Annotated in this window: 14 protein-coding genes; 13 read left to right on the top strand and 1 reads right to left on the bottom strand. The window is 35.4% G+C overall.

The genetic code is table 11. The annotated features are described in order from the left end of the window. The first annotated feature begins 67 nt into the window (after positions 1-67). From HNS38_RS00745 to HNS38_RS00695, 11 genes are all read left to right on the top strand, one after another. Positions 68-943 carry a DUF58 domain-containing protein gene (locus tag HNS38_RS00745; RefSeq protein ID WP_172276354.1) on the top strand — a complete coding sequence of 292 codons (876 nt, stop codon included), beginning with the start codon at positions 68-70 and terminating at the stop codon, positions 941-943. Beyond that, positions 943-1920, top strand: coding sequence for a hypothetical protein (locus HNS38_RS00740; RefSeq protein ID WP_172276356.1), 978 nt, complete (start codon positions 943-945; stop codon positions 1918-1920). The genes HNS38_RS00745 and HNS38_RS00740 overlap by 1 nt, the downstream gene beginning before the upstream one ends. A gap of 1 nt (position 1921) precedes the next feature. Then, positions 1922-2905 carry a VWA domain-containing protein gene (locus HNS38_RS00735; RefSeq protein ID WP_172276687.1) on the top strand — a complete coding sequence of 328 codons (984 nt, stop codon included), beginning with the start codon at positions 1922-1924 and terminating at the stop codon, positions 2903-2905. A 10-nt stretch (positions 2906-2915) separates the two neighbouring features. Continuing rightward, on the top strand, positions 2916-3962 hold the full coding sequence (locus HNS38_RS00730; RefSeq protein ID WP_172276358.1) for a VWA domain-containing protein: 1047 nt from the start codon (positions 2916-2918) through the stop codon (positions 3960-3962). After that, complete coding sequence (locus tag HNS38_RS00725; protein WP_253916203.1) at positions 3955-4734, top strand: tetratricopeptide repeat protein; 780 nt, start codon at positions 3955-3957, stop codon at positions 4732-4734. The genes HNS38_RS00730 and HNS38_RS00725 overlap by 8 nt, the downstream gene beginning before the upstream one ends. Positions 4735-4828: 94 nt before the next feature. Next, the gene (locus HNS38_RS00720) at positions 4829-6682 is read left to right on the top strand and encodes a BatD family protein (RefSeq protein WP_172276360.1); all 1854 of its coding nucleotides are present in this window, start codon (positions 4829-4831) and stop codon (positions 6680-6682) included. 8 nt (positions 6683-6690) lie between these two features. After that, positions 6691-7449, top strand: a complete 759-nt coding sequence (locus HNS38_RS00715; RefSeq protein ID WP_172276362.1) for a tetratricopeptide repeat protein — start codon at positions 6691-6693, stop codon at positions 7447-7449. 438 nt (positions 7450-7887) lie between these two features. Further along, positions 7888-10731, top strand: coding sequence for a T9SS type A sorting domain-containing protein (locus tag HNS38_RS00710; protein ID WP_172276364.1), 2844 nt, complete (start codon positions 7888-7890; stop codon positions 10729-10731). A gap of 25 nt (positions 10732-10756) precedes the next feature. Beyond that, the gene (locus HNS38_RS00705; RefSeq protein ID WP_172345826.1) at positions 10757-12238 is read left to right on the top strand and encodes a T9SS type A sorting domain-containing protein; all 1482 of its coding nucleotides are present in this window, start codon (positions 10757-10759) and stop codon (positions 12236-12238) included. A 170-nt stretch (positions 12239-12408) separates the two neighbouring features. After that, a complete protein-coding gene (locus HNS38_RS00700; RefSeq protein WP_172276368.1) occupies positions 12409-15486 on the top strand; it encodes a tetratricopeptide repeat protein in 3078 nt (1025 codons plus the stop codon). A 24-nt stretch (positions 15487-15510) separates the two neighbouring features. Continuing rightward, positions 15511-17244, top strand: a complete 1734-nt coding sequence (locus tag HNS38_RS00695; protein ID WP_172276370.1) for a hypothetical protein — start codon at positions 15511-15513, stop codon at positions 17242-17244. A gap of 144 nt (positions 17245-17388) precedes the next feature. Here HNS38_RS00695 and rsmA read toward each other — a convergent pair whose 3' ends face one another. Further along, the gene (gene rsmA / locus HNS38_RS00690) at positions 17389-18156 is read right to left on the bottom strand and encodes a 16S rRNA (adenine(1518)-N(6)/adenine(1519)-N(6))-dimethyltransferase RsmA (protein ID WP_172276372.1); all 768 of its coding nucleotides are present in this window, start codon (positions 18154-18156) and stop codon (positions 17389-17391) included. A gap of 113 nt (positions 18157-18269) precedes the next feature. Between rsmA and HNS38_RS00685 the strand changes: the two genes are divergently transcribed. Both HNS38_RS00685 and HNS38_RS00680 read left to right on the top strand, forming a co-directional pair. After that, the gene (locus tag HNS38_RS00685) at positions 18270-20939 is read left to right on the top strand and encodes a M14 family zinc carboxypeptidase (RefSeq protein WP_172276374.1); all 2670 of its coding nucleotides are present in this window, start codon (positions 18270-18272) and stop codon (positions 20937-20939) included. Positions 20940-21112: 173 nt separating this feature from the next. Continuing rightward, positions 21113-23764: a DPP IV N-terminal domain-containing protein gene (locus tag HNS38_RS00680; RefSeq protein WP_253916205.1), complete on the top strand. Its 2652-nt coding sequence runs from the start codon at positions 21113-21115 to the stop codon at positions 23762-23764. Positions 23765-24240 lie beyond the last annotated feature (476 nt).

Genomic DNA, 24240 nt, shown 5'->3' with positions numbered 1-24240 from the left:
TATGATTTCAGATTGAGGATGTTTGAATGAGGATTAACCTTTCATTTAATAATTAAAAAAGCGAAACTTGACTGCAAAAGAGATATTTAAGAAGGTTCGAAAGATAGAAATCAAAACCAGAGGATTGAGTAATCAAATCTTTGCTGGCCAATATCACTCTTCTTTTAAAGGAAGGGGAATGGCTTTTAGCGAGGTTCGAGAATATCAATATGGCGATGATGTGCGTAATATCGATTGGAATGTAACTGCGCGTTTCAACCACCCTTTCATCAAAATATTTGAGGAGGAGCGAGAAATGACAGTAATGTTATTGATTGATGTTTCGGCTTCTCATCAGTTTGGTACTGTAGAATCTTTTAAACAAGATGTACTTACAGAAATATCTGCTGTTCTTGCTTTCTCAGCCATTAAAAATAATGATAAAGTAGGTGTTATTTTCTTTAGCGATAAGATTGAAAAATTCATTCCACCTAAAAAAGGAAGTACACATATTTTAAGAATCATTAGAGAATTGGTGGATTTCAAAGCGGAGAGTAAAGGAACGGATGTTTCTGAAGCTTTGAAATTCTTAACCAATGCCATTAAAAAACGTTGTACTGCTTTTGTGCTATCCGATTTCAAAAGCCCCAACTTTAAGGACGCTTTAAAAATTGCCAGCAATAAGCATGATTTAATGGCGGTTCGGATTTTCGACCAAAGAGAAAATGAAATTCCTAATGTGGGTTTAATTCAAGTGGAAGATTCCGAAACAGGAGAAACCAAATGGATAGATACCGCTAGTGCTGCCATCCGAAGATTCTATGCTGATTCTGCCCGAAAGAATGAAATCCTAACCAAAGAAACTTTCAAAAAATCGGGAGTCGATTTGGCAGAAATTAGCACTGGAACTGATTATGTTAAGCCTTTGGTGGCCATGTTTAAAAAACGAGAAGCACGAGCCTAATGAAAAACAATTGGAAACTAATCATATTATTATTGGCATTGAGCTGGAATAGTTTTGCTCAAAATGTATCGGTGAGTTCTGATACTAATGCTATTTTAATTGGTGAACAGGTGAAGCTTGATTTAAAATATCAATTACCCGCCAACAAACTCGGTCTCTTCCCTGTATTTAATGACACCATTACCTCCCTTTTAGAGATTGTCTCTAGAACTAATATTGATACAATATTTACAGAAGATGGTCAGCAATTATTACAACAACAGCTCGTCATCACCTCTTTTGACACAGGCTATCATATTATCCCTCCGCTCCCATTTGGATTAATGGAGAAGGGAGATACTACTTTTCAAGTCCTACAAAGCGAACCCCTTCTTTTGAATGTATTTACTGTTGAAGTAGATACCACCAAAGATATTAAGCCTATTGTTAGACCCATGGCAGAGCCATACACCATCGCTGAGTTTTTACCATGGATAGCTTCAGCCTTTGCTTTTGGATTGGTTATTTTTGCCATTTTCTACTTCATTAAGAGGAAGAAAAAGAACAAACCTCTATTCCAAAAGAAAGAGAAACCAAGTCTTCCACCACATGAACAAGCCATTCTCGACCTAGAAAAACTCAGGCTGAAAAAACTTTGGCAACAAGATCAGCTAAAGGAATACCATACCGAGCTTATTGATATTATTAGAGTTTATATTGAAGGTAGATTTGGTATTCAAGCAGCAGAAATGGTGAGTTTCGAAATCATGGACTCGCTTAAAAAAGAGAATATCAATACTGAAGCCCTTCAAAAGCTGCAAGCTTCTTTAGAATTATCGGATTTGGTAAAGTTTGCTAAATCTGGAGCTTCGGCTATTGAAAATGATACCAGCTTGAATAATTGTACAGACTTTGTAAACGAGACGAAACAATTGATTATAAAAGCGGTACAAGAAATGAAGCCAACAGAAAACAAGGAGGTAAAAGATGTTCAATAATATTGATTTCGCAAATCCGGGATATTTCTGGCTCCTTTTACTCATTCCTGCTCTTACCGCATGGTATTGGTGGAAGCATAAAGGTAATTTTGCCAAAATGAGAATTTCTAGTTTGGAGAACCTAAAAGGCGCTCCAATCAGCTTACGCCAAAGACTTATTCATCTTCCCTTTGCACTAAAAATGCTAGTACTTGGCTTACTCGTTATTGCGATTGCCAGACCTCAAACCAGCAGCAAAAGAGAGGATGTCTCCGTAGAAGGTATCGACATCATGATGGCATTGGATGTTTCCAGCAGTATGTTAGCACAAGACCTCAAGCCCAACCGTTTGGAAGCTTCTAAAAAAGTAGCCATTGACTTCTCCAAAGGAAGACCCAACGACAGAATGGGATTGGTGATATTTAGTGGAGAAGCTTTTACACAATGCCCTTTAACTACTGACCATACCGTCCTTGGTAGTTTATTCACAAATGTTAAAAGTGGAATGATAGAGGATGGTACAGCCATTGGCGACGGACTTGCCACAGCCATTTCTCGTTTAAAAGATAGTAAGGCCATTAGTAAAGTCATCATATTACTAACTGATGGAGTGAGCAATATGGGAGCTTTGGATGCTTCTTCGGCTGCTGAAATTGCAAAAATGTATGGCATTAGAGTTTATACCATAGGTGTGGGAACTATGGGAACTGCTCCCTACCCTGTTCAAACTCCTTTTGGAACTCAGATGCAACAAATGGAAGTAAAAATAGATGAACCATTACTGAAACAAGTAGCGGCATTAACTGATGGTAGATATTTTAGAGCGACAAGCAATAAAAAGCTACAAGAAATCTATCAAGCCATCGATGAATTGGAGAAGTCAAAAATAGACGTAACGGTATTTAGTAAAAAAGGAGAAGAATTTCATATTTGGGCTATAGCGGCCGCTTTATTATTTCTTCTACTCCTTATATTAAAGTATACTTGGTTAAAAACATTGCCTTAAGAAATTATAAATGATAAAATTTGAAGACATAAACTATTTGTATTGGCTAGCAGCCTTGCCCGTTTTCTTCGTGCTTTTCTATTATATGATTTTGCAGAGGAAAGCCAGAATGAAAAAACTGGGTGAATTATCATTAGTAAAAAAACTAATGCCGGAACAACCTAAGCAGAAACTGTGGTGGAAATTTGGTGTCTACTCCGTAATATATACATTTATCATTATTGGTTTAGCCAATCCACAAATAGGAAGTAAGCTAGATAAGGTAGAGAGACAAGGAGTGGATTTGATGATTGCCTTGGATGTATCCAATAGTATGTTGGCGGAAGACATCAAACCCAACAGGTTAGAAAGAGCCAAACGGGCCATCAGTAAGCTAGTTGACCAGCTCGAGGGAGACAGAATAGGAATTGTAGTATTTGCCGGAAGAGCTTATACTCAATTACCCATCACCTCGGACTATAGCGCAGCCAAACTCTTTATCAATACCATAGATACAGACGTAGTCCCAACACAAGGGACTAGTATTGGACAAGCCATCAATTTATCGATGGAGGCTTTTGAAAAGAGTAAGCATGACAAGGCTATTATCGTCATTACTGATGGAGAAGACCATGAGGACAATCCAGTAGCTGCAGCTGAGGAGGCTGTTAAAAATAACATCAGTGTTTATACCATTGGTATCGGTTTACCAGAAGGCGCTCCTATTCCGACTTATTCTAATGGCCAAAAGACGGGTTTCAAAAAGGACTTAAGCGGAAAAACCGTTGTAACCAAGCTCGATGAAATCACGCTTCAAAAAGTAGCTGCCGCTGGAAAAGGAATATATGTCCGAGCCAATAACACCACTGCAGGTTTAAAAGATGTATTTGATCGCATCAATAAAATGGAAAAGCAAAAATACGAGGCCAAAATCTTCTCCGATTATGAAGATCGTTTTCAAATATTCTTAGCCTTAGCTTTATTTTTCTTAGTGATGGATTTATTTATCACCGACAAACGTAGCAAATGGGCTGGCAGATTTAATATTTTCGAAACAAAAACAAGCAAAAATGAATAATACAAACAGAAATATTGTCTTGTTTTTTATCCTGCTTGGATTCATCATACCAATGACGAGTCTAGCACAATCAGACAAGAAATTGGTTCGCCAAGGAAATAAAGAGTTCCAAAATGGGAACTTCAACGAAGCTGAGATTAACTACCGTAAAGCTTTGGATAAGAATCCTCAGAAACAATCGGCACAGTTCAACTTAGGTGATGCTTTATATGAACAAGAAAACTACGAAAAAGCGGCAGAAGTCTTTGCTAACAGCAGTGTTGAGAAAATATCTAATTTTGAAAAATCCAATACGGCCTATAATCTTGGAAACTCCTTTTTAAAAGGAGGAAAGCTGAACGAAAGTATTGCGGCCTATAAGCAAGCTTTAAAATTTAATCCTGAAAACGAAGAAGCTCGTTATAATTTGGAATATGCTCGCCAAAAGCAAGCTCAACAAGAGCAACAAAATCAAGATCAAAATAAAGACGACAAGCAAGATCAGGATAAGGACAAGCAAGATCAGAATCAAGATCAACAGGAACAAAACAAAGACCAACAGGAGCAAAACCAAGATCAGCAACAACAAGATCAACAGAACCAAGACCAACAGCAGCAAGATCAACAAAATCAACAAGGCAACCAAAACGAACAACAAGCGCAAAAGATTAGTAAAAAAGATGCAGAACGAATGTTGGAAGCTTTAAAGAATAATGAAAAGAAAACTTTAGAGAAACTGAAAAAAGAAAAGAAAAAGAATGCCAAAGTTATTAAGTCGGAAAAAGATTGGTAAAACGGCTTAGACACTGAAACTTTGCGTATTGATATAGGAAATATATAGGTAATGATTACTTTTGCCAACTAATTTAGAGAATACTTAAAATAACATGAAGCGAATCATCATATTTTTCATCCTCATGCTTGGCTTGTATGGCATACAAATGCAAGCAGCAGAAGTGGACTTTAAGGTTTCCGCACCAGCTCAAGTGCGACTTGGAGAACGATTTCGACTCACTTATCAGATTAACGCTGATGTGGATCAGTTTACACCTCCAGCTTTATCAGGGCTACAAATACTTAGTGGACCCAGCCGAGGACAGAATAGCAGTATTCAGATCATCAACGGAAAGGTTTCTCAGAATATAAATGTCAGTTATACTTATATACTAGCTGCAACACAAGAGGGTAAAGTTGAAATTCCCGCTGCAGAAATTAAGGTTAATGGAAAATCCTATCAATCCACAACTAAAACTATCAATGTTGTTAAAGCAGGACAAAGTCCTAACCAATCTACTAAGACACAAAGCTCATCTAATGAAAACAAAGGAAGTCTAAAAGCTGACGATGTGTATATAAAGGCGTTCAGCAATAAAAAATCAGCATATCTTGGCGAACAAATCATAGTTTCTTATAGAATTTACACCAAAGTCCCAGTTTCAAATTTAAGCATAGATAAACTTTCGTCTTTCAATGGTTTCTGGAATGTAGAGCTATTGGAAAATAATGGAAAACTAAATCAAAGAAATGAAATCATTAATGGAGAAGAATATATTGTTGCGGATTTAAAAAGGACAGCATTATTTCCTCAAAAAACAGGCAAGTTAGAAATTGAACCCATGTCCTTGTCTTGTGTAGTGCAAGTTCAAACGAGTAATAAAAGAACTTCATCCAACGATCCTTTCTTCGATAGCTTCTTTAATGATCCCTTTTTTAGTAATAATTACAGAAATATTGAAAAGACACTTTTTTCTAATCAGTTGAATTTAGAAATAAAAGACCTCCCAAATGCCAACAAGCCCGTAAATTTTACAGGAGCTGTAGGCCAATATTCCTTAGGTTCTAATATCGATCATAGAGAACTAATGGCCAATGAAGCCATCACCTTGAAGTATACCATTAGTGGCCAAGGCAATGTGGATTTACTTCCTGATTTAAATGTCAGTTTTCCTGCAGATTTCGAGGTTTACGATCCTAAGATTTCTACAAAAACCAGAAAAAACAAAGAAGGTATTAATGGTTACAAAACTTATGAATACACCGTAATACCAAGAAGTGCTGGAACCTATGAAATTCCTACTGTTGAGTTCTCCTATTTCGACCCCGTTAAAAAACAATATAAAAAATTAAGTAGTGATTCTTATGAAATAAAGGTGAATAAATCTAATAATACCAATCAGCAAAATGTAACTTACGGAGGAAGCTCAAAAGAAGACATTCGTTATATTGGAAAGGATATTAGATACATATTCCTAATGCCATTCGAATTGGAACCATATGAGCATTTTTTCTTTGGCTCTTATTCATTCTATATTCTTCTTATCAGCCCTATTATTATCATGCTATTTATCATCATGGTATGGCAGCGAGAAAGAAAAAGAAGAGGAAATACCAGTTTAATGAAAAACAAAAACGCTACAAAAGTGGCCAAAAAACGATTGAAAAAATCTCATGAGTTTTTAAAGGCACACCAAGAAGCAGACTTCTATAATGAAATAGGCCAAGCTTTATGGGGCTATGTGAGTGACAAATTCAACATTCCACTATCGGAATTATCCAGCGATACTGTAAATGATAAATTGTTAGAAAAAGGAGTTAATGAAAATGTGATTCGAGAATTTATTGATACATTAAATAATAGTGAATTTGCACGCTTTGCACCAGGTGATAAAGATAGTATGATGGAAAAAGTCTATCAACAAGGATTAAATATCATCAGTAAAATTGAAGACCAATTAAAATAATAAGAAACATGAAAGCAAAAATAATCATTACTTGTCTTGCGGTCTTATTTTCTTTGGGGTCTTTTGCACAAGATTTCTCAAACAAAATTATTACTGCCCAAGACTTATATGCTGAAGCAAAATACGATACAGCAGCAGTAGTTTATCAATCCATAATCGACAGCGGATATCAATCTCCAGAACTATATTACAACTTAGGCAATACCTATTTTAAATTGCAGGAAATACCAAGTGCCATATTGTATTACGAAAAAGCTTTAAAGCTGAAACCCAGCGATGAAAACATTATTTTTAATCTTCAACTATGTAATTCAATGATTCCAGATAGAATTGAAGAAATACCTAGATTATTTTTCATTAATTGGTATCAAAGCCTATACAATCATTTCCCCATAGATGTATGGGCAAAAATAGGATTGATCCTATTTTCATTTTTCGCATTGCTACTAACCATATATTTCCTCTCCAACAAAATCATTATCAAGAAATTAGGTTTTTGGACTGCATTTGTATTTTTAAGCTTATCTGTATTTACTTTTTTTCTGACTTATCAGAAGTACTCATCTTTTAAACAGCATGATGAAGCCATTATCTTCACTCCTAGCATCACTGTAAAAAGTTCTCCCGCCAAAAGCAGTGTCGATTTATTTGTTATTCATGAAGGAACAAAAGTGAGCATACTTGATCAGGTAGGTGAGTGGAAGAAAATCAAAATTCAGAATGGAAGCATTGGTTGGATCGAGAGCGAAAACATGGAAATTATATAGCGATTTTGGGTCATTTCTGACATGATTTTTGAGCTCACAAGACATTTTGGAAGCCAAATCCGAACCGAAATCCAAAAAAGGGATGAGAATTTTAGTGAAAATCCGCCTCTTTTTGATTGATATTAGCCATTTCCACTTAAAAGTTTCCCCTAATTTCGAAATGCTTACCTCAGAAAAACACTTAGTAATAAAACCCTTATCTTTTACCGTACATATACCTGATATTAAATATCTTAGACCAATATCAAACGCAAATTATTTATGATGAATCATGCTCGTTAAATTATTTTAACATAATTAGATGTAAAACATCAATAAAACCTTAAAATATGTTAAAACAAATTGGTTTCGAAAATTTGTAATCAATCAAATTTAATGTACCTTGTGCCACTATTTTAGAAATATTACGAAATTAATTCAAAATAAAAACAAGCGGGTATGAAAAATAGATTTTTACGATTTACCTTTGTAGTTTTTCTTGCAGGTTTAACATCAGTTTTGATGGCCTTTTCTGTTGATGGAAATGACAATAATCCTATCAACAAGAATTCAAAAATGACATCTGGTGAGTACTTCTCCAAAATCAAGACGAATCAGCACACTGGAACCATTTCCATTACTGATGTGATTTCAGCGAGAGAATCATCTCAATTAATGAGTCATTTTAAATCGCAAGCATCCACTTACCAATGGACTTCAATGGGACCACTCAACTATGGTGGACCAACAAAAGCAGTGATCATCGATAACACTGACGCAAGTGGTAACACATTTTTCGCCGGTAGTACTTCTGGTGGTTTATGGACATCTACAAATTATGGCGCTACTTGGTCCATGGTTCAGTTAGATGATGTATTGAATGTTTCTTCTATCTGCCAAGCAGATAATGGAACTATTTATGTAGGTACTGGAGTAAGCCTTGAGCCTGCAGCAGATAAGCTTTCAGAAGGTAGTACTATTGGAAAAGGGATATACAAATCAACCAACGGAACTACGTTTGAGTTAATGCCAGGTACAGCACCTGATGGCTCTAACCCTGAAGGTGATTGGGCATTTATCCAGAAATTAGCCGTTGATGGTTCTGGAAATTTATTTGCAGCAACCAATACTGGTTTAAAGTATTTTAATGGAGCTGAATGGACTATGGCAAAAGCAGGTGATACTGAACTTTCAGGAAAGAGCTGCGATGTTATAGTAAAGAATGGTTCTGTTATAACAGCTGTAGCAGGAAATGCATATATTTCTACAGGAAGTGCAATAGGTTTCACATTAATTTCTGGAGAAGAAGAAGGAATGCTACCTTCAGGTTCATTTGGAAATATTAAATTTGATATCTCAACAACGAATGCTGATTATATTTATGCAAGTTACGTAACTACAGAAGGCTCATTACATAATGTTTATGTAACTACTGATAAAGGTTTGACTTGGAGAGTAGTTTATCCTGGAGGCTCTTCAATTGGTGATATCTATTATGGTCAAGGATTAAGAAATAATGCCATTGCGGTTTCTCCTACGGACGAAAAGAAAGTGTACCTTGGAGCCTACGATGTTTATCAAGGATATGAATCACAATCTACTGGTTATTATAACTGGACTCAAATAACAAATGGTAATTTCCCCCCTTACCCTAATGGTTTTACTTCAAACTATGTTCATTTTGGTATAAATACCATTGTATTTGATGCCTCAAGAAATGGAAATGCCATTATTGGTAGTGATGGAGGAATGAGCCTCACAACAAATGGTTTTGGTAGTACAGAAATTATTAACCGTGGCTATAACACTTCTGAATATTTTACAGTAAACGCATCTAAAGGGGGGGCTGTATTAGCAGGTTCTCAATTTAATGGTGTTCATAGAATTGAAGACAATGGCTCTAAGCAAGCAATTGAAATGCTAGTGGGCAAATTTGGTTCTGCTAGTGCTGAAACAGGTGGTTATAACCATATCAGTTTTATCAACCCTGAATTTGTAGTTTGTTCTGATGAAAATGGTAATTTCTGGAGATCAGAGGACGACGGTATAAATCAAGACCCAACTATTATAAATGACATTGAAATAGGTGAAGAGTTTATGACTCCATTTTTAATGTGGGAAACAACAAATGACCCTTATTCTACAGATACAGCAGAATTTGTAGCTCGTACAAGAGCTTACCAAGCTGGTGAAGAAGTTTATGTACAAAGTAATTCTTATGAGTTTCCATTCAAAGCTATTTTAGACCAAAATGTTGATTCAGCAGGGACTGCTCTTGTTCGAGATATCGTTTCTACAAAAGCTTTCATAGCAACACAAGATGCTGTTTATATGACCACAGGAATGCTTGACTATACAGCAATTCCTACTTGGTGGAAAATTAGCGAGATTGAAGGCCTACCAACTTGTATGGCATATTCGGCAGATGCTAATTATGTTTGGGTTGGTACTTTAGAAGGTAAGTTATATAGACTTTCAAACATCTCTAGAGCTCATTCAGAAGAACAAGCCGACATTAACAGACCTGGCTGTATTATAGCAACACAAGAAATTGCGTTATCTACAAGCCAAGCGGTTACTTCTGTTTCAGTTGATCCTAAAGATGCTGAGAACATTGTTTTCACTCTAGGAAACTATGGCAACACGGATTATGTTTTTGCTTCTACAAACGGCATGAGTGATGCACCTGAGTTTTCAAGTATTCAAGGAAACCTTCCAAAAATGCCAGCTTATGCCTCTTCTTTTGAAGTAAATGCTGATGGTCTTGTTTTTATTGGTACTGAAAATGGAATGTTCATCACATCGAATTTTGATGCAAATCCTGTTGAATGGATCTATGAAGATGCTGCATTTGGTAATGTTCCTGTATTTGCCATCAGACAACAAAATGTTAATTGGCCTTCTGCTAAATTCCCAGTAGGAGATAATTATTTATTCTATGCAGGAGCCAATAATTATGGAGCCATGTATGTAGGTACATTTGGCGGTGGAGTATATGTGAGTAAAGACTTTGTTGGTTTTGAAGAGTTTAACGCTCCTATTGCTAAGGAAGGAAGTATTGAGCTCTATCCAAATCCTGCACAGAACCTAATTAATATTGCTTATCATGCAATAAATAGTTCATCAGTAAGTGTAGATATATTTGACCTTAGTGGTAAACTAATTATGAATCAACAATTCAACAATCAAGCAGATCATTCAAATTTAGAGCTTGATCTTTATAACCTTCAAAACGGTTCATATATTGTTAGATTAACAGATGGTCAGAAGCAATATCAAACTAAATTGGTTATTTCTAAATAGTTATTAATAAATAAAAGATATAATGATGAAGAAATTTTACGGAATATTTATCATGTTATTAGTGGTACAGCTAGGATTTGCTCAAAAAGTGACCGTACCGCAACTTACATCACCCGAAAATGAATTTGAAACAGCTATGCCAGATGCAGTTTTGGATTGGGTAGCCGTTTCAGGAGTTGGAGAAATCACCTATCATGTACAATTAGCAACTGATGCTAGTTTTACAAACTTAGTTGTTGATGAAAACCAGAATGAGATCTCTGCTTATTATAATAGTAACTTACTATTTGGTCAAGAATACTTTTGGAGAGTAAAAGCCACGGATAACAATGGTACTTCTGAATGGAGTGATACCTTTACATTCTCTGTTTTTACAGAAGTTGAACTTTCTAAGCCAAATGATGGTAAAGATGGTATTGACATTTTAGCGGAACTAAAATGGAAAAACAGAAGTAATGGTGAGACCATTGTAGGTGTTGGTGGATTTGATATCGACATTGACACTGTAAATACTTTTGACAGCCCATACCACAGCATGATCAATGCTGAAGGTGTTGTTTTCGAACAAATTACCGACTATCTCCTTTTTGGGAAAGTACATTATTGGAGAGTTAGAGCTATGCATGCAGATGGATTTAGCCCATGGTCTGAAATTAGAGAGTTCGAAACAGTACCTACTGTTGAACTAGACAAACCCAGTAACAATACCACTGACGAAGAGTTTGACCTAACTCTAAAATGGGACAAATTAGGTGATGAAGGTGATGATTTTGAATATACATTAGAAGTTAGTACTGATGAAGTATTTACAGAACCTGTTACTATTATTACTCTAAATGATGAAGCAGAACCTGACTTTTTAAAATTTGGCCATGAATATTGGTGGAGAGTGAAAGCAACTACTCCTACTAGTACATCTCCATGGTCTGAAGTTTATAAATTCACCATGATAGCTTCACCAGAATTAACAAGTCCTGAAAACAATCAGGAAGTAAATACACTTCGCCCTAAGCTAGAGTGGGAAACTATAGAAGGTGCTGCTGGTTATGAAATTGTTTTAAGTGAAAATGCTGATTTATCAGATGGAATGATGTATACAGTTGACAATAACACAGGTAGCTATCCTCTTCCAGTTTTAGATAGAAATACTAGCTATTATTGGTCGGTTAAAGCGACAAGAGAGAATGATGATTCTGAGTATGCTGAAACTTTTATGTTTAATATTATTAATGTAGGAGTTGAAGAATTAACTAACATCTCTGAAGTAAGCTTATTCCCAAATCCTGCTACTACATCTATGGCTTTATCTTTTATTGCTAAACAAAGTGGTAATCTTGATATTGTAATTTCTGATATTTTAGGAAAAACTGTTTCCAATCAATCTGTTGATGTAAAAACAGGACTTTTTAATGAAAATATTAACATAGAAGATTTAAACCAAGGAATTTATTTCTTAGAATTAAATCAAAACAACGAAAGCAAAGTAATTAGATTTTTAGTGAAATAATTACAAAACAAATATTCTAAAAGAGCTACTCCAAAAGAGTGGCTCTTTTTTTTGTTATACGATTTTCATAATCTTTCCGTTTATCAACAATACGATGTTATCATCTATCAAAGCTTAGCTTTAGCCAGTTTTCATTTGTTGGTAATTTAGCAATATCAAATATTATGACCATGCGAAAAAGATTATTCTATAGCATATTAAGTTTATCATTATCCCTTTTCTCTGCCAACTACTTGGCGGCACAAAGCTCTCAGGCCAATAAGGAGTTCCAGTCTCAACAACTTCTACTAAGCGATTTAACAGAAAATAATAGGCTTTTAGCGGCTCAAACCCTCATTCATGATTTAAAAAAGGGAAGGGCAAACCTAAGTCAATTATCAGATTTAGAATATTATAATGCATTAATTTCCCTAAAACTAGATCTAAGAGAAGGACCAGGATTAGTAGAGAAATTTGAAAATGACTATCCCCATTATAGTAAACTCGAAACTTTGAAAAAAGAAAGAGGAGACTACTATTTTAAGCATAAGAAATTCAAAAACTCGGTAGTTGAATACGAACAAGTACGCCCAGCAAATCTGGAACCAGAGGATAGAAACACCTATTTCTTCAAATTGGCTTATAGCTACTTCATGAACGACAAGCCCAAAAAAGCCAAGACTAATTTCTATAAAGTAAAAGACAGCAAATCTTCTTATGCACATTCTGCCACCTACTATTATGCACATATCAACTATGATGAGAAGAATTTCCCTTCAGCATTAAAAGGATTTGAAAGTCTTCGGGATAATTCAACTTTTAAATCTATTGTCCCTTATTACATTTGCCAAATATTCTACCAAGAAGAAAATTATGATAAACTTTTAGAAACAGCTCCTGCCCTTTTTGAGGAGGCCAGAGGTCCAAGGAAAAATGAAATTGCCAAATTAGTGGGCGATGCCTATTTCAAACAAGAAAAGTATGATAAAGCCATAGAGTATTTAGAGTTCTACAAGTCTAATAGCAATTCTGGATATGAAAAATCGGATTATTACCAGTTGGCTTTTGCCTATATGAAAGTTGATAATTATGAAAAAGCCATTAAGTACTTCGAGAAAGTAGGGAACAAAAACGCAGCTATTTCACAAAATGCCTTATATAATCTTGGCAATTGCTATCTAAAAACCAATCAAAAAGAGTTTGCTGGAAAAACTTTTTATGCGGCCTATCAAATGGATTTTGATAAGACCATACAAGAAGATGCCATGTTTAACTTTGCTAAGATATCTTTTGAACTGAGCAACGACCCTTATAATCGAGCCATTACAGCTATAGACACTTACATCAAAAACTATCCCAATTCACCTCGGAAAAACGAAGCATATGGCTATTTGGTCAATTTATTTCTCTCCTCTAAGAATTATAAAGGAGCCTTATCCGCTATTGAAAGCATCCCCAATAGAAGTGAAAACCTCAATAAAGCCTATCAAAGAATTGCCTTCAATAGAGCTACAGAACTCTATCAAGAATCCAGATATACGGATGCTTTTGACCTTTTTGAAAAATCGCGCAAGTATCCATCCGACAAAAAGATGAGTCTGCAAGCAAAATTCTGGGCTGCCGATTGTCAATATCAAATGAAAAGCTATTATAAAGCCATTAAAGCATGGAAAGAACTTGCAAGCGATTATAAGATCCATCAAATTAATGAAGCCAATAAACTTAATTATAATATTGCTTTTTCTTATTATAGATTAGATGATTATTCAAATGCTATAGAATGGTATTCAAAAGTAATCAATGACAGAAAATCACCTGAGAAATTAATAGCGGATGCCTATTTAAGAAGTGGAGACTGTTACTATCTTCTTAAAGATTATAGAAATGCCATTACCTATTATGGATCAGCTTTCGATTTAAAACAATCCAACGCCGACTATGCCCTCTACCAAAGAGCATTAGCCCATGGTGCTGATGGTAACCTTCAACAAAAGACGGAGGAGTTAAATTACTTCTATTCCCAATATCCGAAATCAGATTTAGGGGATGATGCCTTATATGAACTAGGGACAACCTATCTGATCTTCGAACAAAGTCAAAAAGCCATCAATAGCTTCAATAACTTGGTGAAAGATTATCCTAACAGCCCTTTTAAAAGACAAGCCCTTTTAAAAATTGGGTTAACCTATTATAACATGGACAAAAAGCAAGAGGCTTTACAAGTATTGAAGCAAGTAGTTCAAAATTATTCTGGTACTAAAGAATCAAAGGAAGCACTAGTAAGTATCCGAAATATATACGTAGAATCGAATGCAGCTGATGATTTCTTTGTTTATGTAAAGAATATTCCGTTCGTAAATATTAGTAATAATGAGCAAGATAGTATCACCTATATGGCCACAGAAAATGTATATATGAACGGGAATTGCCGAGAAGCAGTACCTGGTTTTAATCATTATTTAGAGAAATATCCACAAGGTGCTTTTAGTATTAACGCTCACTTTTATAGAGGCGAATGCTTGCTTAAAACCAGTGAATACGATCTAGCCCTACTCGACTATCAGTTTGTATTGACTAACTCAAAAGCCGCCTTTAGAGAATCCTCTCTTCTTAAATCGGCACGAATATATAGATACAACAAAAACTATGTAATGGCTCTTAGAAACTATCAACAACTGTTTAATATTGCTTCTAGCGAGATATATCTCTCAGAAAGTCTCGATGGACAATTAGAATGCTTTCAGCAAATGGGGCAAAACGATAGCATATTGGTCATTGGTAAAACCATTTTAACATCGAAAGTAGTTTCTGAACCTACCATGAAAAAGGCCCATTCATATATGGCACATGCAGCTCTAAAAACTGGAGATTTAAGTTTGGCTAATAGAGAATACACCATAGTATCTAACCTCATGCAAGGAGAAAGTGCTGCAGAGGCTAAATATTACCAAGCGCTCATTCAGTATAAATTAACCAATTATAAAGACTCAGAGAAAATAGTTTTTGAGCTTATCAACGAATATGGCTCATATGACGAATGGATTACTAAGGGTTTTATCTTATTGGCAGATATCTATGTAAAATATGACAATACATTCCAAGCCTTGCAAACACTGCAAAGTATTATAGATAATCAAGAGGATTCTGTACTTGTTAATATGGCCCTAAAGAAAAAGAAAGTGGTGGAAGAATTAGAAGCCATAGAAGAACGAGAACTAAATACGCCAGCAGAAACTGACAGCGTAACATTAGATCCAGAACAACAATAGCCTTAATTTTTAAGATTCATAATTATGAAAGTAAATCATCATCAATATATCAACAGTATTAAAATAGGCTTTAAGTTCATTTTAGCCTTCCTAGTTTGGTTTCCACTATTGAGTGTAGCGCAGGTTGAAGAAATGGATACCGATGAGGAAGTAATGGTTATTGCACCATTTAATCCAAGCATCAGTAAGGCACAAAAACTCAATTTTCAACCTCAAGCAGATACCAATAGGGCACAAAAACTCAAAATTGACTATCTAACAACGCCTCAACTATTCGAGACCAATTATTCTCTGGAGAAATTGACTGCTGCAAAATTTGTAGACAGAAAAAATCCGAAATATGCACAAAACTTTGCCAAAGCAGGTTATGGTTTATATAATAGCATTTACGGTGAACTATTTGTGAATAGCGAAATGAGCAAAACTTCTCAGGTGGGTGTTCATGTTCGTCACTATTCTACCAATGGTGGAATTGATAAATTTGCCTATTCAGGAAGTTCTTTAACTACTGCAAAGGTATGGACTAAAAGTGTAAGAAGAAAGCAAACCACAAGTCTTTCTGTTGATTATAAAAGAAATCAAATCCATCAATATGGCTTCAGATTAGAAGATTATCCTATTCTTAGCTTTCCTAGCTCAAGTGCTGAAGCTTTAAAAAACGATATTAATCAAGTTTTTTCCCATATTGGTTTCAATGGGGATATCTTGGGGAATTTTGATACTAAATTCCGAGATTGGAAAATTCAATTGGGATATAAATATTTCTGGGATATATTTAAAACCTCTGAACATCTAATTGATATTGATGCCTATTACGAGCATCCAGTAGACTGGATTAATGTGGATCAGCAGCATATTGGAGTTGCTTTCAATACTCAAACTTACAGCACTAAGTTTAACTTTTCAGGCCTCACCCCTTCTATTGATAGCTCCGAAAGCTATTTCCATGGTTTATACGACATAGCTCCTTATTACCAGATTAAGCACGAAAACTTAACTTTAGAATTGGGAGCCAAATTAAGCATGGGTTTAGATAGCAATACCAATGTTCGAATAGCTCCACGTATAAAATTAGAAGTCGGTTTATTGGGTGACCAACTCCTACTATACGCCCATGTTAATGGTGGAATCTATAATAATAGCGTATTTGGATTAAGTACAGAAAACAACTTTATAAGCCCTGTGATTCCATTGATGTATACTGAGAATAAATACCAAGTAAAAGTTGGTCTAAAAGGTCACTATTTAAGCTTTCTCGACTATCATGCATTCGTAGAAACATCCGCATTTGAGAATATGCCTATGTATGTGACAGATGTAACTTCACCCTATAACAATACTTTCACAGTGATTTATGATGGAGGCCAGCAATTAGGTGCCGGAATGGAATTCCTCTTTAAAACTGAAAGATGGAATGTAGAACTCATGGGAAAATACCAATCTTTCACCATGGATACCGCTACTAGAGCATGGCAAAAGCCATCCTTTACTTATAAATTGAAAGTAGGATATTATGTTCTAGAAAACTTGAAAGTAACAGGTTTACTATTGGGACAATCGAAAATGTATAATCTTTATCAGGGAGAAAAAACAGTTGAACCCTGGATGGATTTCAGCTTAATGGCCGATTATCATTTAAGCAAAGACTTGGGCTTCTTCTTGAAGGTTACGAATATCTTCTCTGACCAATATCATATTTGGTATGAATATCCTGTGCAAAGTATTGGATTTATGGGTGGCATCCATTTTGCTTTTTAATAGCTACCCACTGCTGCTTTTAACTTTTAGCACTATAAAAAAATATCTGGCTTTATAGCCATTGAGCTTTTCGAAATGGCTATAACATTTTACTTTTCAATGCCTTTTTGGCTATTCGCACAAAACCAAAACTATTCTAAACTCTTAAGAAAGCACTTTTGTGATTTCAATAAATTCGGCTACTCCTAATTGTTCTGGTCTTTTGATGGCTAAATGTCCAAGTTCTTCAAGGTGATCTTTAAAACCCATGGTTTTAAGAGAGTTTGAAATGGTTTTTCTCCTTTGACCAAATGCTGTTTTAATCACTGTCTTAAAGATCTTCTCATTGCAATCTAATTCTTTCACACCATTTCTACGCAACCTTATAACTCCAGACTTTACCTTCGGAGGGGGATTAAAAACCTCAGGTTCCACAGTAAAAAGATATTCAATATGGTAGAAAGCTTGTAACAATACACTTAGAATACCATAAGTTTTTGAACCTGGACCAGCAGCTACTCGTTCAGCTACTTCTTTCTGAAACATCCCAACTACTTCTTCCACCTTATGCCGATCGTCCCACACTTTAAACAAAATCTGAGTACTGATATTATAGGGAAAATTACCAACTATGCTATATTTCTCGGGAAAAACCTCCTCTAAATTTAATCGAAGAAAGTCTCCTAAAATCAATTGGCTTTTTAAATCAGGATGCACTTCCAATAAATAAGCTACTGATTCCCTGTCAATTTCAATGATTTGAAAATTACCAATGGGTTTCTCCAAGAGAAAATCTGTTAAGACTCCAGTTCCTGGTCCAATTTCTAAAAGATTCTGAGTATCTTCCCTCAAGGCATTCACAATATCTGCAGCAATACTCTTGTCATTTAAAAAATGCTGTCCGAGTTGCTTTTTGGGTCTTACATGATTCATTTGGCGAAAGTACAAAAAAAGCATTCTAATGTGGTAAAAGGAAAAATTATGAATATATTTGGCAACTCATAACCATGTTATTGGTCTTATAATCATAATATAATTTACATCAAATGAAAAACATATTTCTTCTATTTATTAGTTTAATTATAACTATTCAAATTCAAGCGCAAGACCAGATGGTGGTTAGGCTTGATAATGCAGGACAAAACGAATTAAAAACATTCAAACAAAAGAAATTAGAAATTACTGCCTATAAAGAAGGTGCATATCTTGATGCTTTAATTAGTCAAGAAAAGTATCAGGAATTGATTGATGAGGATTTCCAACTAAGAATCACACAAACAGCTAAAAAAAATAAAGCTCATTTGAGTCAGCAAAAAGGTATCGATGGTTACAGAACTTATGATGAAGTATTAGCCGAATTACAACAACTAGCAATTGACTATCCTGAAATATGCACATTAACTGACATTGGAGACAGTCATGGAAAAGAATATTTTAATAGTGGGATGACGAATTACGAAGATTATCAACATGATATTTGGATGTTGAAAATATCTGACAATGTGAATGAAAACGAAGATGAGCCAGCGGTTTACTATATGGGTGCGCACCATGCTCGCGAACCAATTTCCACCGAAGTGGTGATGGGAATTGTCAATCACTTATTAGATAATTATGGGACTGACAGTGATATTACCAATATGGTAAATGCATCTGAAATCTATATCGTACCAATAGTAAATCCTGATGGTCACGAAGTAGTACTAGACCAAATAAATACATGGTGGAGAAAAAATGCAGCGGATAATAATAACGATGAAATATTCACCAGCATGAGTGAGGGCCCTGACGGTGTAGATCTAAATAGAAACTATGGGTGGGAATTTGGTGGTTCTGGTGCTTCTGGCACTCCTTCAAGCGATCTTTTTCATGGCCCTGGTGCATTTTCTGAACCAGAAGCATATACAATGAAGGAACTATTGGCCAGTCATCACTTTACTACTGGTATTTCATTCCACAGTTATAGCGAATTAGTCCTATTTCCTTATGCTTACTCTGCTACTACCCAAGCTCCCGACCATTATGCCATGGAAGAATTGGCAATAAATATGGCCGAGACCATTCCTAACATAGTGGGTTCAGGTCATTATATTCCAGAACAATCCAATGAGCTATACCCAGCTGCAGGAATTACAGACGATTGGGCCTATGGAAAGCATGGAATATTCTGTTTTACCGTAGAACTAGGTCAAGAGTTTATTCCACCAGCAAGTCAGGTTCCACAAATTGTGGAAGACAATATTGAATCTGCTCTGCTAGTTTTAAACAGAGCAAACCACCAAACATTAAGAGGCCATGTATACGATGCAGAAACTAATGAAGCAGTAGTTGCTGAGGTATTTATAGAAGGACTTGATGATCAAGGAGATTACAGAGAACCATATATGAGCAATACTGAATTTGGTGCCTACTACCGTTTGTTGCTAGAAGGCGAATTTAATGTAACTTTTTCTGCTTATGGATATATTCCACAGACCTTCTCTGCATTAGAAATCACAGCAAATGAAATCACTATTCAAGATGTTTATTTAGAGCGAGCTGAAAGTGGCCCTATATATGGCAGCGTGATTGATGGTGTAACAGGTGAAAATATTGAAGGCGCTGAAATTAGCATTTTAAACTCTCCAATTCCGGCAACTTATACTGATGCAAATGGTGTTTATAATATAAATGATGTGAGTTTCAGCAACAATAGAATTAGAGTTTCTAGGGAAGGTTATGCTCCATTCTTTATAGAACAAGATATTAATGAAGACCATTATATAATCAACTTCGTTTTATTACCTGCTCAAGCCATCAGTTTTGAAAGTGGAGAGATTGGCGAAGAATTTAGTATGTCATCAAATCCTTGGACTATCGATGGAAACAACTCTTGGGATAATAACTACTCAGTTGTTTCAGGAGCAATCGGTAACAACCAAAGTTCAATAATGACATTGGAAATAGAAGACAGAGCTTCAGGTATCGTGAGCTTCTATACAAAAGTTAGTAGTGAGTCAGGGTATGATTTTCTTCACTTTTTAGTTGATGGTGCAACACTAGGAAGCTGGAGTGGAGAAACTGGCTGGACTCAAGTAGTATTCCAACTTGATGAAGGTAATCATGAATTAGAATGGAAATATACAAAAGATGGAGGTGCTATTGGCGGGTTAGATAAAGCATGGGTAGACTATATAGAAATCCCTCCAGTTTTAACCACCATGGTAAATGCGGGTCCCGACCAAATTATTTGCACCAATGAAACTGCAAAACTAAATGCTTTTGCTGCCAATTATTCAACACTGAGCTGGACAAGCGATGGAGATGGAAGCTTTAGTAATACAAACAGCTCCGAAACCATATATACACCTGGAACAAATGATATAGCCAATGGCGAAGTTAACTTAAGTATTGCCGCAGAGGGTAGTACTACAGCAACAGATGCTATGGTACTCACAGTAGATATCTGTACAGGCATCGAATCCATAAATAAACTTCCTGAATTCACACTCAGCCCAAACCCTGCTAAAACTTGGGTTAATATTTCTCTTTTGGAAAATAAAGCAGATTATTTAGAAGTATATAATATGTCTGGCGAACTCATTCAGTCTATTCAACTCATTGAAAACCAAAAAGACCTAAAATTAAATATCTCAAGATACTTAAGTGGTGTCTATGTGGTAAAAGTGAGTAATTCAAATGGCGAATATCAAGCACAAAGATTGCTTATACAATAGCCTCCACAAGAATAAATAAATCAAACCTATCCGTTTTGTAGCTGATAGGTTTTTTTGTGACCTTGAAAAAATATTATTCAAAATATTTCTTCATCCTTTCTCTTTTTTTGATAGATTTACATCGAGATTTTTGCGAAGCCACCAATAAGATATTACAAATTAAATTATCAAACATGAACTTACAATTCTACAAAAGTATTGTATTGACAATGCTATTGAGTACATTTATTTTTCAAAGTTTTGCTCAAAAGACACCCATCGACAAAGCAGATTACAGAATGGCTGAGCGCTTTAGTCCCACAAAAATCAAAAACATGGTTTTTAGTCTCGATGTCAGACCCAAATGGTTAGAATCAGGAGATAAGTTTTGGTATACCTACAAAACCACTGAAGGTACTTTCTATTATTTAGTTGATTTGGAAAAGAAAAGCAAAAAACCACTTTTCGATAATCACCACATGGCTACTCAGTTAACATTAATTACTAAGGATCCTTATGATTTACAACATCTTCCAGATATTAAACCTGACTTCGAAAAAGGAGATAAAACCTTTCGTTTTGATGTAACTAGCACCCAGTTTGAAGAAAAAAAGAAAGAGGATGTTACTGATTCTACATCAGTCAAAAAAGAAGAAGAAAAAGTGATAGAAATAGAAGAGGAAGATAAAAGAGACGACGAAAAGGAAAAAGACGGAGAGATTGATAAGAAAAAGAAAGCTAAAAAAGACAAACCCAAGAAAAAAGTCTTTCACCTAGAATATAACATCGAAACTGGTGAGCTTAAAGAAATAGAAGACTGGAAAAAAGAAATAAAAGATCCAGACTGGGCTAATATTTCACCAAACGATAGCATTATCATTTTTGCTAGAGATTATAATTTGTATTGGATGGATTATGCCAACTACTTGAAAGCAAAAGAAGAGGAAGACAAACAAAAAGATGATGAGGATCATAAAGACTCTACTATTGTTGAGTACCAAATCACAAATGATGGAGTGAAGAACTATGGCTATGGTGGTGGATACACTGCTCAGAATAACGATACAGAGAAAGAGATTAAAGAAGAAATGAAGAAAAGAAGAAGTGCTTGGGTAACTTGGTCCCAAGATTCTAAAAAGTTCTCATTAATTCGTTCCGACGATCGTCACTTAAATGAATTATGGGTGATTGATGTATTGAAGAATCCACGCCCCAAATTGGAAACCTATAAATACCAAATGCCAGGCGAAAAAGACACCACAGAAGTGGAACTCTTGGTTTTTGATGCAGAAACCAAAGAACATATAAAAATTCAAACTAATAAATTCAAAAACCAATGGGTTAATGTTTCCAGCAAATCTTTCACCAATAAAGAAAAGCTAGCTGATCACTTGGCTTCACAATGGATTTCAGAATCCTCTGATAAACTTTACTTTACCAGGAGCAGTCGTGATTTAAAGAAATTTGAATTTTGTGTTGCTGATTTAAATTCAGGTGAAGTTTCTGTTATTCTTGAAGAAAGTATGAATACTTATCTGGATACTAGAACTCCAATCCTTTTCAATAATGAGAAGCAATTTATCCATTGGTCGGAACGTACAGGATGGGGGCATTTCTATCTTTATGATATTGATGGAACTTTGGTTCGTCAATTGACTTCTGGACCATGGAAAACAGACGAATATTCTGCTAAAGTAGATGAAAAAACAAATACTTTATTCTTTACTGCTCAAGGTAAAGAAGCCAATGAAAACCCATATTACACCCACCAGTATAGTGTTTCATTAAAAGGTGGCGATATTAAACTACTCAATACAGGAAATTACTATCATAGCTCCAAATTAAGCGACTCTTATCATTATTTCATCAATAACTATTCAAGAGTGAATACAACGCCTAAATCGGAGATTAGAGACCGCTCAGGAAATCTAGTCATGGAATTAGAAACTGCCGATTTATCTTCATTATTTGCTGCCGGTTATAAATTCCCAGAACCATTTAAAGCTAAAGCTGCCGATGGTATTACTGATATTTATGGAGTGATGTATAAACCATTCAAAATGGATTCTACTAAGACTTATCCAATTTTAGAATATGTGTACCCTGGGCCTCAAACCGAAGCCATGAGTTTCAAATTCTCTCCTCGTATGGATAGAAATGACAGAATGGCTCAATTGGGTTTCGTTGTTATTTCATTAGGAAATAGAGGAGGCTCTCCAAATAGATCACAGTGGTATCACACTTATGGTTACGGAGACTTACGTGACTATGGTTTAGCAGACAAGAAATATGTAGTGGAACAACTAGCTGATCGCTTTGATTTTATCGACATCGATAAAGTGGGTATCTCTGGTCATTCAGGTGGTGGTTTTATGTCGACAGCAGCTTTATTACAGTATCCTGATTTTTATAAAGTTGCTGTTTCTTCTGCAGGTAATCATGAAAACAATATCTACAACCGTTGGTGGAGTGAGCGTCATCATGGAGTTGAAGAAAAAGTATCAGATGATGGTGATACCACTTTTGTATATCAAATTGAGAAAAATAGTGATTTAGCAAAGAATTTAAAAGGTCACTTAATGCTGGTTACTGGTGATATTGATAATAATGTACATCCTGGAAATACTTTGAGAATGGCCAATGCCTTAATAAAAGCCAATAAACGTTTCGACCTGTTTATTATGACTGGTCAGCGACATGGTTTTGGTGGACATGGTGATTATTTCTTCTGGCGCAAAGCAGATTATTTCTGCCGTCATCTCATTGGAGATTATTCCATTAGTACCGATATATTTGAAATGAATAGGGAACATAAGGCTACTCCTAGTAAGAAGAGAAGCAAATAGTGTTTGCCCATAAAGTCCGACTTCTTCGTTAGGCTTGTCCTAAAATTGGTCATTTACAAAAGTAAACTCCCAAGTCTAGGACTTCGCAAGCCCTGCCTAGCCGTCAGGTAGGCTCGAATTTAAACTTTATGAATCAAACACGTAAGTTCAAGCACTATATAAACTACTTAATAATCTAAGAGAAATAGCCGTGGGATTCTGCGGCTATTTTTTTGCTTGCCCAAATCTTAACAATATTTAAAAACATCCATGTATAGTTGTTTTCAATTAATTTTACATAAAAATAAGCAACGAATGTAACTTATTCAATAGCTGAACAGTCATAGACTTATGAAAACAAATACCATTATACTAAGCTTCTTTCTTCTCATATCCCTGTTTTCTCAAGGACAAAATGACGAAAGCCATGTGATTCGAGGAACCATCATTGATAAAAACACCAATGAAGTACTACCCTATGCCAATATCGTTATACT

The organism is Lentimicrobium sp. L6 (assembly GCF_013166655.1).
GTDB lineage: Bacteria > Bacteroidota > Bacteroidia > Bacteroidales > UBA12170 > UBA12170.
The sequence above is the reverse complement of the archived record's forward strand: the minus strand, read 5'-3'. Positions and strand labels throughout refer to the sequence as shown.

Excerpts from the sequence above, each read along its gene's own strand:
- HNS38_RS00730 (WP_172276358.1), top strand. The coding sequence starts at position 2,916 with ATGATAAAATTTGAAGACATAAACTATTTGTATTGGCTAGCAGCCTTG.
- HNS38_RS00695 (WP_172276370.1), top strand. The coding sequence starts at position 15,511 with ATGAAAGTAAATCATCATCAATATATCAACAGTATTAAAATAGGCTTT.
- HNS38_RS00680 (WP_253916205.1), top strand. The coding sequence starts at position 21,113 with ATGAACTTACAATTCTACAAAAGTATTGTATTGACAATGCTATTGAGT.
- HNS38_RS00715 (WP_172276362.1), top strand. The coding sequence starts at position 6,691 with ATGAAAGCAAAAATAATCATTACTTGTCTTGCGGTCTTATTTTCTTTG.
- HNS38_RS00720 (WP_172276360.1), top strand. The coding sequence starts at position 4,829 with ATGAAGCGAATCATCATATTTTTCATCCTCATGCTTGGCTTGTATGGC.
- HNS38_RS00700 (WP_172276368.1), top strand. The coding sequence starts at position 12,409 with ATGCGAAAAAGATTATTCTATAGCATATTAAGTTTATCATTATCCCTT.
- HNS38_RS00740 (WP_172276356.1), top strand. The coding sequence starts at position 943 with ATGAAAAACAATTGGAAACTAATCATATTATTATTGGCATTGAGCTGG.
- HNS38_RS00685 (WP_172276374.1), top strand. The coding sequence starts at position 18,270 with ATGAAAAACATATTTCTTCTATTTATTAGTTTAATTATAACTATTCAA.
- HNS38_RS00705 (WP_172345826.1), top strand. The coding sequence starts at position 10,757 with ATGAAGAAATTTTACGGAATATTTATCATGTTATTAGTGGTACAGCTA.
- HNS38_RS00710 (WP_172276364.1), top strand. The coding sequence starts at position 7,888 with ATGAAAAATAGATTTTTACGATTTACCTTTGTAGTTTTTCTTGCAGGT.
- rsmA (WP_172276372.1), bottom strand. The coding sequence starts at position 18,156 with ATGAATCATGTAAGACCCAAAAAGCAACTCGGACAGCATTTTTTAAAT.
- HNS38_RS00725 (WP_253916203.1), top strand. The coding sequence starts at position 3,955 with ATGAATAATACAAACAGAAATATTGTCTTGTTTTTTATCCTGCTTGGA.